The following is a 14662-nucleotide window of genomic DNA, read 5'->3' as shown; positions in this document are numbered from 1 at the left end:
TACATTTGCACCTCAAGACGTTCTAAAAAAGCGCCATGACGAAAAACTTATTGATAGTCGAGTCTCCAGCAAAAGCCAAAACCATTGAAAAATTTCTCGGTAAGGATTTTACCGTTAAATCCAGTTACGGACACATCCGTGATCTGGCCAAAGGAGATAAAGGCGTCAACATCGAGAAGAAATTTGAACCCACCTACACGGTTTCTCCAGAAAAGAGAAAGGTAGTCAAGGAGCTGAAAGACTGGGTGAAAAAGGTTGACGAAGTCTGGCTGGCGACGGACGAAGACCGGGAAGGGGAAGCCATCTCCTGGCACCTCTGCCGTGTCCTGGACCTGGATGAAAAGCAGACCAAACGGATCGTTTTTCGCGAGATCACCAAACCTGCCATTCAACAGGCCATAGAGACTCCCCGACATGTGGATGTCAATCTTGTGAATGCTCAGCAGGCACGCCGGATCCTGGACCGGCTGGTCGGGTTTGAACTTTCCGAATTGCTGTGGAGAAAAGTCAAGAACAAATTGTCCGCCGGCAGGGTACAATCGGTTGCGGTAAAACTGATCGTCGAACGGGAGCGGGAGATAAACCAGTTTGACAGTTCGGCGTACTTTAAAGTGAAGGCTCACTTTACAGTCAAGAACGGTCAGGGAAAGGATGTGGAGCTGGTAGCGACCTATACGGATAATTTTAATTCTGAACCGGAAGCCAGGGCCTTCCTAGAAAAATTAAAGGCCAGCCAGTATACCATTCATTCCATTGAAGTTAAACCTGCTTATCGCAAGCCGGCACCTCCGTTTACGACATCAACGCTTCAGCAGGAAGCAAGCCGGAAGCTGGGCTTCTCGGTAAGCCGAACCATGATCGCTGCTCAGCGGCTCTATGAAGCGGGACATATCACCTATATGCGGACGGATTCGACCACGCTCAGCAACCTGGCGCTTAGTCAGATCGCCGGTCTGGTCGAAAGCCAGTATGGGAAAGAATATGTAAAAACCAGGCAGTTCCGCAGCAAACAGGAACTGGCTCAGGAGGCCCACGAAGCAATACGGCCTACCTACGTAGAAAATGAAAGCGTATCTGGCGATCGTGACCAGGTCAGGCTATACGATTTGATCCGTAAGCGGGCAATGGCATCTCAGATGGCCGACGCCCGGCTGGAGAAAACCATCGTAGATATTGCCATCTCCAATCTTCCCGGAAAATTTTTTGAAGCCGAAGGTGAAGTATTGAAATTTGATGGATTCTTAAAGGTATATCTGGAATCCAAGGATGATGAAGAAGAGGACGATCACGGCAGCATGCTGCCTCCCCTGAAGGTAGGTCAGATCCTCAGTTGCAATTTCATCGATGCCACCCAGCGCTATACCAAACCTCCGGCAAGATATACCGAAGCCGGATTGGTAAAAAAACTGGAAGAATTGGGTATTGGTCGTCCCTCCACTTATGCTCCAACCATAACCAAAATTATGGAAGAAGGCCGGGGATATGTGGTTAAGGATAGCCGGCCGGGGGTGGAACGTCCCTATGCTGTCCTCACACTGGTAAACGGACAAATCAAAAGTGAATCGAAGTCTGAAATTACCGGTGCCACCAAAGACCGTTTGTATCCAACGGACATGGGCATGGTTGTCAGTGATTTTCTCTCGGAGCATTTTGAGAAGATCATGGATTATGGTTTCACTGCCGATATTGAAAAAGAATTTGACCAGATAGCATCCGGCTCGCGCGAATGGCGCTCCATGCTGGAGCATTTTTACGACCCATTTCACGAACTGGTGGAGCAGACACTGGAAAACGCCAACCGGGCTACAGGAGAACGTATTCTCGGTACGGACCCTGCCAGCGGCCTGACGGTATCTGCCCGGGTGACTCGTTTTGGACCGGTCATTCAGATCGGTTCACGCGAAGAAGTGGGTGAAGAGGGCAAGCCGCAGTTCGCCAATTTGCGAACCGGAATGTCCATTGAGACCGTGACACTGGATGAGGCATTGGACCTCTTTAAACTACCGAAAACCATGGGCAATTTCCGGGATCAGGAAGTTACCGTTGGCGTAGGTCGTTTTGGACCATATGTTAAATGGGGTGAGACCTTCATCTCGTTGCCACGGGGTACCGATCCGTTGAAGGTGGATCAGGAGGAAGCTGAACGTGTCATCCATGAACGTATCAACCAGGATGCACCATTTGGCAGTTATCAGGGTAAACCGATCACGAAAGGTAAAGGCCGTTTCGGTCCTTTTGTGAAATGGGAAGACCTCTACGTTAATGTGCCCAGGAAATATTCGTTGGACACCATCACCGAAAAGGAAGCCATAGAGCTGATCAAGGCAAAGGTGGAGAAAGAGAATAATCGGTATATCCAGCAATGGCCGGAACAAAAACTCAGCATTGAAAATGGCCGGTGGGGTCCATTTATACGTCAGGGCCGTGCGATCATTAAGATCCCCAAGATCGATGGTGAAAAGGTTGATGCTGAAAAAGCAAAATCACTTACACTTGAGCAAGTGTTGACCATCGTCAAGGAAGCCCAGAAATAAACTTGCCCTATTCTTTCCGGGCTACCTCAACCCATCCACCCGGTACCGTTGCCTGGATCGAATGGTCATACATGGCTTCTACCAACTGAGTAGGCAACCGGAATCGACCGGCATACGCGGCATGTACCAGTATCGTAAAGGTTTTGGACTGCCCGGCATCAAGATCAAAGAAGGTATCTACACGGTCATCACGGATATCCTGATAATCGTAATTCAGTTCTGTGGTTGCATCGATGGCGCTCAATCTTACCGGTAATATTTCCCAGCCGGACGGAACACCGATGGTAAGGGCCAGATCCCGTATCATTGAGCGAAGCCCGGTTTGATGGGTTACTTTCGCTACGATCTTAAAGTCGGTTCCTTGTTTGATTTGTGCCGGATCCAGTGGTTTGCCGTCGAGATCCAGATAACTGATATTCAAACTAACTTTCTGAGCAAGTTGCATTTGCGGTTCATCAAGCGGTTTCCCGGTAATGATCCATTTTGCAAACAGGGTCTTTTGCCCGTTGTTTTGTACGGATATTTGGTTAGTTGAGAGCTGAGAGGGTGACAATTCATAAACAAATAGTGGCCGCTCAGACTGGATGTTTTGTGCTGTTTTCCCTTGATACTGAACGGTTGCATTCATGCCTCCACTGCTGGATTTGTCATCAAGGTAATAACTGGTAACCGCTTGCAAAGCATAAGCCAGGGATTGGGTTGAATACCATTTGGCGGAATTTAATGCTTCGGCCACGGTCTTGGCCATGGCGGCTGCGTCGTTTTCCATTCCGATGATGCGAAGTGCATCCAGTAAGAGCGCCTGGTCGCGAAGCTCGTCGCCATAGGTGCTGCTCCAGTCTGGGCTGGCCAGAACAACCGGTTTTTTACCTGTCAGCATTTTGGTTGCTTCCCTGACCCTGCCTGCCAATGCATAGCTTGCAGCCAGCCGGTAAAAGTCCTGTGGAGTTATCGCCGTGGATTCCCGGAGCCGGTTCATGGACCCGACGTCCGGATCACCTGCAAGGGCCAGTGTGTATAGACGGTAGATCTGTATGGAGCTGCCATAAGCATAACCACCTGTTGTCTTTTCTTGCGATGGACTCCAGGTATTGCTCCACCGGCGTTGGATCTTCTTCCAGCGATCCATCATATTGGACGGAACCGGGTATCCCAGGCTTTTAGCCAGCAATAAAAAATGACCTACATAGGAGGTTATGTATTCGTCCATATAGGTGGCCCCGGGCCAGAATGTGAAGCCCCCGTCTGCATGCTGAAATTGCTTGAGGCGGTCAATGGTGGCCAGAACATTGGTTGTAATCGATGCTTTTTGTGTCGGGGAAAGGTCTGCCAGTTCAGATAAATACAGCTGTGGAAATGCACTTGAAGTGGTCTGTTCCGCGCATCCATAAGGGTAGTGGATGAGGTACTCCAGCCGTCGTTGCAGGTTAAGCGCCGGCATCGTTGACAGCTCCAATGTTGCTGTATTGGTACCGTTCATCCCTGGCAATTCAGTTTGCAGAAGCTGGGTTCCTCCGGCCTGAATGATGGCCTCCGAAAGCCTGGTCAGATAAGGATTGGGATTCTTGACCGGAATGGTAAGGGTTTGAATCGCTTTTTCAGACCCATGTTTCGCTTCGATGGTCAGGGTGCTTTGCCCTATTTGGTCTGCAACGGTAAATGAGAAATCTGTTGCGGCATCACCGGGCTGTGAAATGTTCATGGATGCATCTGAACGGGTGAAATGAATCAGCGGCGATGAGGCACTGACATTGACCTGCGTAGCTCCCAAAGCTTTATCACTGGCAAATAAATTGACCGGCAAATACGCTTCTTCACCAGGACTTAACTTGCGGGGTGCGGTGGCCAGAACCATCAGGGGCTGTTCGACCTTAACTGCCTGCTCTGCGTGACCGTAGGCTTGTGCTTCACTAGCGGCAACCACCATGATCCGGACCGAGCCAATATAATTGTGGATGGTCACCTCATGGGAATTGGTTTTTCCGGGAGCGCAGGTAAAGGGGCCCAGCACGCGGACAACAGGTTTGAACCGCATTTCCTGATTTCCCGGGTTTACGGTTGCAGCGCCGTCACCTCCTATAGCCAATAGCCGCCCACCCTGAAAAAAGGATGCGATGACCTGATCGTAAACATCCCAGGTCTGGACGCCCAAAGCTTCTTTACGGTTGAAAAATAAATACGGATCCGGAGTTGAATACGAGGTCAGATCCAGTAATCCTTCATCCACGATAGCCACCGTGTACTGCATTTCCCGTTTGGAACCTTCGTTAACTTTGATAGTGAATGGTACCTCGGGCCGGACCGATGCGGGGGCGCTAACGACCGGATCAAGACGCCTTTCCGGATAGTAGACCTCCACCGGAATGACACCAAAGCTTCTGATGGGCAGGTCATTGTCCCTTACCGTGCCTTGCAGCAATACCACCGAGATGTAAGCAAAAGGCGCATAGGAAGCCAGGGCAGGTATCCGGATCTTTTGATTGCCGGTAGAAGCATCAAACCATTGGGCACTCAGGACTTTGTCCTGGCGCTCTACCGTGATCAGGACTTTTCCTGGATGGCTGACCGGAATTTCCACCTCGATCTGGTCGTCTACTTCATAACGTTTTTCATTGGTTTGTAAGGTCAGGTAGGAGGTGCCGCTGTGTTCGTCATCATCCCAGGGATAACCCACATAAAATACGTCACCTGCACAATGACCGCTGGCATTATCACAGACCCGGATAAAATATCCCTGCGTTTGATCAGGCGTCCAGCTGATCGAGGCTTGTCCATTGCGATCAGTCGTCACCTGGGTGGAAAAAATGGCGGTTTCTTCGTTCCCGTTGGAATAGCGATAAAACCGGTCGTCGTCACTTTCGTACCACCAGGACCAGCCCACCTGGTATATGGCTACATCCAGTTTCCTGCCAGGCAAAGCTTTGCCGGATGCATCCGCGTTAATGACCGATATTTTAGCTTCCTTACCTTTATCAAACCGTTTGGAACCATATTCATCTGCCGGAATGAGGATTCCGGCATAACTGGAATAAGGGCTGATGATGCGGGTGAGATACCGGGTGCTGAAATCGCCACTCTGTTCAAAGACCCGGGTGATCAGCTCTGCCTTGACCATACCGCCGACAGCCTGATTAAAGTTTGTTTTTACGTCGAATGATGTCTGACCTCCGTCATTCAAGGTGCCGTCAAACAATACGGTTTCATCCGATATGGCGTTGGAACGTCTGCCGGGGTCATCAAAATTGTACTGACTAAATCCGGGAATCACCGTTTGCATAGGCCTTGTGGACAGCTCCACTTTCGCATCAAGATTTCGGGCCGGTGAGCCAAAAAGCCATGACGCCTTTAGCGTGATGGGCGTATTGGCTGCCAGAATGTCTTCCGGCAAACCTTCAAGCTCCATTTTGATCCGGTTCGGTTTGATGGTTTCGATCTTTACCGTTTTAGCAAAAATTGCTCCTCCCGCACGAACGGTTACTTCCCAGTTTCCAGTAGGTGCATCCGGTGAGGTAACCAGTTGTATGGGATAGATCGGACCCGAGTGGTCGAGTTGCGTCTTTTCCTGTACGAGTTTACCCTGGGGATCCATCAAGCTTACCCGGAGAGGATAATTTTCAGGCAGGCTGGTCGAGGCATTTTCCATGATGGCGTGCAGGAAGAGAGTGTCGCCAGGGCGCCAGACTCCTCGCTCACCATAGATAAAACATTGCAAGCCATCAGCCCGGGTCACGCCGCTGACATCGAATTGACTAAGGGAAATGGACTGGCCTGGAAGTAAATTGAGGTAGGCCTGGTCCTGATTAAGTTTAGCCGTGATAAATACAGGCAGGTGGTCCCCATCAGAGGTATAGCGCGCAAAGCCATCCGCATCGGTACGTAAACTGGTTATTTCCTGCTGGGCAAAAGTGTATAGCCGCAGATCTACATTTGGAAGCGGTTTTCCAGTAGGCAGATCGGTGGTGACGACGAACAATTCACCATCGTCACTGCGTTTAGCCAACAATCCTATTTGGGTTGCCAGTAAAGTCTGTTGCAGGAAATGCTCATCGTTGTAGAAGGCCGGCCGACAAGGGTCATCACGCTCGTCCCAGAAATTTGGATAATAACCCAGGGCACCAAAATAGCCATATTCCCAGGGACTTTGCAGTGAGGGATCTATTTCAGAAATCCAATCCATGGTGCATGCAGTCCGTGCATATTCCGGCCGGAAACTCAGCCGGATCTGGTAGAATGCATGAGGTTGTTCGGCGAAATAGGGGGTGAGATCAACCTGATATGTCGTCCAGGTATCCAGTTCAGGGGTATTCACTTGCTTGGTAAGATCGAGTGTTACCGTGCGCATCCTGTCTGCAACCCGGTCCAGTTCATTATTTCCTGACAAGGTATTCACCTGGAGAAATTGTAAAATGTTGGATTCGTGGACCTGATAAATTTCCACATCTATTTTGTTCAAGGCGACCGCTTCAAACTGGAAGAGGGCCTGATTGGTCTGAGGTATGATGGCGCCTTTGCTCAGGAGATGAATAGCAGGTGCCACAGCATCAAAGCGCACCTGAAGGGTTTGAGAGGTGCCAAACCGGTTTTTGCTGACATTCTCTACGTTGCCATCAATGACCAACTGCTGGACGTCTTTGATGTTTTTATCCGGATAGAGCCACAATTGATTTCCATCGGTCTGGTAACGGTAGTTCAGATCCTGACCTTGCAGGTACACCAGACCTGTATAGTCCTGACCTGTATTGAGGGGATCGGAAAAAGTGATTTTAACGGAGGGGGGACTACCTGCTTCCACGTTGGCTCCCAGTACGATAAACGCTCCTTTGGCTGGTACATCGATGGTGAGTTTGCCCTGGTCCGGAGACTGGATCTCCTTACCGCTCCAGGCAAGTGTTACAACGCTCGCGGTATTTTCGCGTTTGATTCCTTCGATCAGGAAGGAATGATACTGCCCCTGATGTTGCCAGTTGATTGCCAGCGGTGTGGTACCCTGACTAGCAGTTATCAATTCTTCTACGGCAGTGCCTGATTCCGGTATGGCCAGTTGTACGCTACCGCCTAATGCCATATTATCCGCATCCAGGACATCCGGAACGGTCAATCCATTGGAGATGACAGACATATGCTGTTCCTTCACGCCGAATGTCAGCTGGGTACGATCCTGTCCGGTCAACGTATTGCCAAAAAGTTGACGCATATTCAATTGCATGGTGATGGTCCCGCCTTTCGGCCACGCCGGATCCGGGCTAACCTGAATTTCCAGGCTGTCCAGAGCTATGGCGTGAAATCCGGTTCCGCCTGTAAGGTGAATGGAAGAAGCCACCTGGTCCACAAGAAAACCTTGCTTAAAACGGATCCTGATCGGCTGGTCCGGGTTAACTGGCCCGGAGGTATATTGTACAATGAGTGGATGGGAGCTCTCAACTCCGGTGGGGCTGGATTGTTTCTGGCAGGCGTATATCAGGAAAAAGAAACCGAGAAGGAGGGGTTGCGCCAAGAATTTCATAAGCTAGATTTACCTAATAAAAGTAGCGTTTTTTCAGTGGCGGGTTTTAAAATCCTTGCAGTCAAGTGTTGTCTGATGGATCCAAACCAAGCGTTGAAGAAATATCACTACGGTTGAGAAACCATACTTCGTAGATCCGTATTGTGTACAATCCTTAAAATTGTCAGCAGCCTTTATTCAAGGGGCTATTTCGGTGATTTATGTATCTTGAGAAGCAAAGAAAACAGGCTGGAATGAAGCGGATTATTTCTCTATTTGGATTGGTATTATTCCTGTTAAATACCGGGTGCCGCCAGGCATCCCCGGTGTGGGGTGGATATACGATTAGTAAGGTAGCTCAGGATAAACAGGGAATGGTCGTGAGCGCCCATCCGGTTGCTTCCCAGGTGGGCACTGAAATCCTGAAGGCGGGAGGTAATGCGGTAGATGCAGCGATTGCAGTTCAGTTTGCCCTGGCGGTAGTCTACCCGGTTGCGGGTAACATCGGTGGTGGTGGGTTTATGCTCATTCGTCAGGCAGATGGACATACCGACGCATTGGATTACCGGGAGAAGGCTCCTGCAGCCGCTGGCCGGGATATGTATCTGGACAGTACGGGGGCAGTCATTCCCGGACTCAGCCTGAATGGCCATCTTGCATCAGGGGTTCCGGGTAGCGTGGATGGTATGTTGGAAGCTTTTTCACGGTATTCCCAGTTGAAAGATTTCAAAAAGCTGATTCAGCCGGCAATCGACCTGGCAGAAAAAGGATTTCACCTTACCGAAAGACAGGCGAATAATCTTAATTCAGCCAGGGAATCATTTACCAAATACAATACGACCAAACCGATATTTGTACGCGACTCAGCCTGGAAGGAGGGAGACCTGTTAATCCAGCCGGACCTGGCTCAGACGCTGATCAGGATAAGAGACCAGGGACGCGATGGCTTTTATGCCGGTAAAACAGCGGACCTTATCGTGGCCGAGATGCAAGCCGGTCATGGCATCATCTCCCATCAGGATCTGCAGGATTATCATGCACAATGGCGCAGTGCGCTTGTTGGCGATTACCGTGGGTATCAGGTGATCACGATGCCTCCTTCTTCCAGCGGCGGGATTGCATTGTTGCAGTTGCTGGAATCGGTCGAGACCTTCCCGCTGGCTGATTATGGTTTTCAGTCGACGGAGGCCGTTCATGTTATGGTTGAAGCGGAACGCAGGGTATATGCTGACCGGGCCGAGCATTTGGGAGACATGGATTTTTACCCAGTGCCTATCAATGGCCTGATCGATCCGGCATACAATCAAGCGCGCATGAAAGACTTTGACCCGGTGCACGCTACCCCCAGCGATGCCATATCCGCCGGGACACCCGCACCGAAAGAAAGTGAACAGACCACCCATTTTTCAGTGGTGGATAAAGACGGCAATGCCGTCGCGGTGACCACCACCCTCAATGGCGGTTACGGATGTAAGACCGTGGTGGCCGGAGCCGGCTTTTTGCTCAATAATGAGATGGATGATTTCTCTTCCAAGCCCGGTGTGCCGAATATGTTCGGACTGGTAGGTGGGGAGGCAAATGCCATCAGTCCCGGCAAACGCATGCTCAGCTCGATGACCCCCTCGATCGTCGCCAAAGACGGAAAACTGTTCATGGTGGTCGGATCGCCGGGAGGCTCCACCATCATCACCTCCGTCTTCCAGATGATTGTTGATGCGGTAGACTTCGGGATGACCATGGATGCCTCTGTCCAGTCCACCCGCTTTCACCACCAGTGGAAGCCCGACTTTGTCTTCCTGGAGCCCGACTCCTTGCCCGCAGCTACCATGAAAGGACTACGGGAAATGGGTTACGAACTGAACATACGTGGCAATATCGGCCGGGTGGATGCGATTATGCGCCAGCCTGACGGCACCCTGGTAGGTGCTGCGGATACCCGGGGAGATGATCATGCAGAGGGGTATTGAGGATTTGAGATTGAGGATTTGAGATTGAGGATTTGAGATTGAGGATTTAAGATTTCGGATTTGAGATTTCGGATTTGAGGTGAGGTGTGAAGTCTGTATTATACCTATTAGCTAGCTACCTTTTCAGGAGAAAGAAGGTTGTGTCTGTCTCATTGTTTTCGCTATCCGTGATAATACAGATAGGAAACCTAAAATGGATGGTGGACAATGCCCAAATTAGGTCATTTCTAATTCATTAAGCAAGACTGGAACATCGTATAAACCTTTGGAACAATAGCTAAAGAAAATATTGTGTGGATCCAGTTACTTTATCCGTTGGATAACAAGCTGATTTGCAGGGAATGAAAATTCATTGTAACTTATTTACTTTCAAGGTATTTCTATGTCTTATTGAGGGGTTGAGTTAGAGGCTTGTATCATGCCTAAAGTACCAACCATGAAAATTTTACTACGCTGGCGGATTCTACTTACTGTTTATTGTTTAACAGCATTGCAGATTTATGGACAAGAAGTAATATCTCGAACTCGGGAAGAGGTGTTGCAATCCCATCTGGTATTTGAAAATTTTAGCCAGTCAGACGGACTACCTGAAAAGAAGGCATGGCAAATGATCCAGGATCATCTTGGGCTCATTTGGATGGCTACGGAAAGTGGATTGGTTCGATACGATGGGCAATATTTTCGATTATTCGAAATTGTACCTGGTGATAATACTTCCGGAATTAACTCTTTGTCCGGAGTTATAGAAGATCACAATGGTGAATTGTGGGTAAGCACAGGTTCAGCTGGGGTTTGGAGATTTAATCCGGAAGAAGAACGATTTAGCCCGTTTGTTTTGGATTCCTCCAAAGGAACATCGTTAACAATATTTGAAGTTCTGGAGGATAAAAACAATAACCTATGGGTACGTTCCCGATTTGATGGTTTGTATCGCATTAATCCTCCACGAGATTCGGTAAGTCATTATGTGGTGGATTTAAGCCCGGATGGAGTTCCGGTTTCTTTGTTCGGTTTTTTTGAGGACTCACATGGAAGAATTTGGATAGGTGCCTTAGGGAATGAAAAGGGAGGCCTTTATTTATTAAACCCGGATGATGGAACAGCGGAACAAATCAGTTATCCATTTATGGGCTCATTTAGTGAAGCTGTAAACGGATTCGCAGAAGATGATAAAGGATATATTTGGATGGCAACATGGGGAGGTATTTACCGGATCGATCCCGTATCGTTAAAAGTAGACAGCCTAGATATTCCAATCATCAAATCAAATGCAATTCTGGTTTGGGATATTCATATCGATCATAACCAGAATATTTGGTTTGCATCAAGAGTTGGACTGTTTTGCTTTAACCCAAAAAAAAATGCTTTCAGTCACTTCCAATTCGACCCACTGAACCCGCACAGTCTGCAAAATAACAAGACCTTTTCACTCATGGAAGATGACCAGGGTAATTTATGGATTTCGACCACAACTGGTATTTCCAGAATTCCTCTGTATCATAATCAAATATATTTTTTAAGTTTAAATCAAACCGTTGAAGACCAAAAAACACTTTCCTTTGATGGGGGAATTAATAAATTAATATTTGATAATAGTGGTAACCTTTGGGCTGCAACTCAGAGCGCTGGGACTTTTGCCTATAATTTAACAACTGACCAATATCAGAACTTCCTGCCCGGTGGATTGTCATACAATGTGCAGAAGGATGATCGGGGTGTTATGTGGGTTGTTGCTAGTTCAGGTGTTTTCTATTATGACGATGATAATAATAAAATGGTGTTCATTGCTGATGATTATCCACCCATAAGCAATGATAGTGTCGGTGCGGAAGCCCTGTGGGTTAAAAACAGTAAGGAATTGTGGTTTTTTGAGCCGAGTGGATTATACCAAATAAAACTGCAACCTTTTCAAATAAATCTGGCGCTTTCACACAAACAATGGGAGGCGAACCATATTTCAATGATCCCAATGGCCTTGCTTGGCGATTCAGAAGATCATTTTTTCCTTACCGGAGGTTCCAGTGGTCTCGTTTGGTTTGACGCCTTGAATGGGAGCCTAAAACAGTTTCCGGAATTTGGAAATAGTATTTTGGTGGGCAGTCATGTTCCGCACTTTTATATTGACAATAGAGACAGACTGGTTATTCCATTCCAGAATCAAACTAATTTTTATTATGTCGATGATCAGGGGAACTTAATACTCCAAGCTAGTTTTCCAAACGTGGTTGGAGCTGTTCATCAGGATTTATCCGGTAATTATTGGAGCATTGAATCGGATAAAATCACCAGGCTTGATCCGGATCGTGAAATGATGGAGGCATTCAATATTCGAGGATTGCGGTCATCACTGGATGGCTCCTTCTCGTCCGATAGTCTTGAATATTTATATTTGGGCACCTCGGGTGGAATATATGTGGTGAATCCTTCGAATTTCAAGCACATTTCGAATAAGTATGAATTATTATTTTCTGATCTGAGGATAAAAAACCATTCTGTCCCAATCGCAGCAAATTCTTCAGATACGCTGTCGTTCACATTACCCAAATCAATGCTCTATCTGAAATCGCTTACTTTGCCCCATAATATGAATGATTTTTCCATTGAGTTATCTTGTCTGGATTATAGTATCTCGAGAAAGGTCCGATATAAATACCAACTCACTGGGTACCAAAAAGACACGGTTTTTCTCAAACCTGGAGATAATCAGGCAGTATTCACTAATTTATCGCCAGGCAATTTTACATTAAAGGTATGGGCAACCGATCAGGAAAACCAATGGAGTAACCAACCAAATTTACTACCTATACAAATTTTAGCTCCCTGGTATTGGAGTTGGTGGTCAAAGCTGCTTTATTTATCAATATTGATAAGTTTGATTTTTGTCTTTTATTCTTATCACATCGGCCGCCGATTGGCCAGGGCAGAAGCCCAACAGATGCGCATCATAAATACGATGCAATCACGGATGTACACCAATATTACCCATGAATTTCGCACGCCGCTTACTGTTATTTCTGGAATGGTAGATCAAATTTTGAAAGAGCCTGAAATTTGGTTTCGTGATGGATTGGCGATGATTAAAAGAAATACTGGTCAGGTACTGGATTTGGTAAATCAGATGATGGATTTGGCCAAGATTGAATCTGGAAAATTAAACCTTCACTGGATACAGGGAGATCTGATTGCATACATTAAATATTTAAGTGAAACCTATACAGCATTAGCGAGTCAATGTGATATTCAATTTCATCTGATTGCCAATAATTCCAGTTTAATGATGGATTTTGATCCTGATAAATTCCAACTCATTCTTACCAACCTGGTTTATAATGCCATTAAATTTACCGATCCTGGTGGCCAGGTGTATTTAATAGTTGAGCAGGATTCTGAGAGTAGATTGGATAAGAATTGCATTATTCATTTGAAGGACACGGGTATTGGTATTGCCGAAGAAGGATTGTCGAAAATTTTCAACCGGTTTTATCAAACCGATGATTCTTCAACAAGAAAGTATGGAGGGACTGGAATTGGACTTGCTTTGGTAAAGGAATATGTGACATTGCTTGGTGGCAATATTTTGGTTAATAGCAAGTTGGGTGAAGGAACGCAATTTACTATAATTATTCCAATTCATCATAACGCCAAAATAAAGGAGAATCAATGGAGTACAGCAAATTCTGGATTTTCCGGTCTTGCTCCCCATTTAGAGTTAAGGAGTGCAGAAAGTAGCAGTGAAGCCAATCTGGACTATCCATTGGCATTAATAATAGAGGATAACCCCGATGTGCAAACCTATATTTCAGGCCTACTTAAAACCAAGTATCGAGTCATAACTGCACCGGATGGTGAATCTGGCGCTGATAAGGCATTTAAGCATATTCCAGATATCATTATTTCAGATATCATGATGCCCAAGAAAGATGGTTATGAGTTGGTAGATGCCTTGAAAACAGATGAAAGGACGAGTCACATTCCGATCATTCTTTTGACTGCAAAGGCGGATGAGGAATCCAGACTGGAAGGATTGTTAAAAGGAGCTGACGCATTCTTAACAAAGCCATTTAATCCCAAGGAGTTGGAGATAATCATTTCTCAGCAATTGAAAATTAGAGAACAATTACAAAAGAGCTTGGCTCAAATTGACCAGTTGAGAGAAATTAAACCCCAACAAATCAACGAAGTGGAAGAAAGGTTTATCCGAAAAATTCATTTGGTTTTGGAAACTAACCTGGATAGTGAATCATTTGGTGTTCCAGAGTTGTGTCAGGCACTTGGTATCAGCAGAACTCAACTTCACCGTAAGTTAAAGGCGATATCCAACTCGTCCACATCCCAATTCATCCGGAATTACCGTATGCAAAAGGCAAAGGAATTGTTGTTAACCACGGATATGAATGTTACGGAAGTTGGGTATGCAGTAGGATACATTAATCGTAGCCATTTCTCTCAGGATTTTGTCCAGGTTATGGGTCAACCACCTAGCAGTTATAAAAAGTAATGAACTCGCATTTACTGATATGTTTAAAAGATCTATTTTGTAACTATTACTAATAAAAAGGAACATATTCATTCATTTTCCTAAAAAATTGGAACAATAAATAACCTGTAAACACTCGAATCATAGCACATTGCTAGCAACTTCGCTGGCGGAGGATATTTTAAGTCATATTAAAATCCTC

4 protein-coding genes are annotated in these 14662 nt (G+C 46.7%); 3 read left to right on the top strand and 1 reads right to left on the bottom strand.

What is annotated here, in order from left to right:
• Positions 1 to 35: 35 nt before the first annotated feature.
• A complete protein-coding gene (gene topA / locus H6570_13685; protein ID MCB9320329.1) occupies positions 36 to 2534 on the top strand; it encodes a type I DNA topoisomerase in 2499 nt (832 codons plus the stop codon).
• A 7-nt stretch (positions 2535 to 2541) separates the two neighbouring features.
• Here the strand turns inward: topA and H6570_13680 are convergent, their stop codons facing one another.
• Complete coding sequence (locus H6570_13680; protein ID MCB9320328.1) at positions 2542 to 8037, bottom strand: hypothetical protein; 5496 nt, start codon at positions 8035 to 8037, stop codon at positions 2542 to 2544.
• A 233-nt stretch (positions 8038 to 8270) separates the two neighbouring features.
• Here H6570_13680 and ggt point away from each other — a divergent pair, with 233 nt between their 5' ends.
• Together ggt and H6570_13670 are read left to right on the top strand one after the other, a co-directional pair.
• Entirely contained in the window at positions 8271 to 9983 is a 1713-nt protein-coding gene (gene ggt / locus H6570_13675; protein MCB9320327.1) for a gamma-glutamyltransferase, read from the top strand.
• Positions 9984 to 10419: 436 nt separating this feature from the next.
• On the top strand, positions 10420 to 14481 hold the full coding sequence (locus H6570_13670; protein MCB9320326.1) for a response regulator: 4062 nt from the start codon (positions 10420 to 10422) through the stop codon (positions 14479 to 14481).
• Positions 14482 to 14662 lie beyond the last annotated feature (181 nt).

The organism is Lewinellaceae bacterium (assembly GCA_020636135.1).
Lineage (GTDB): Bacteria > Bacteroidota > Bacteroidia > Chitinophagales > Saprospiraceae > JAGQXC01.
The sequence above is the reverse complement of the archived record's forward strand: the minus strand, read 5'-3'. Positions and strand labels throughout refer to the sequence as shown.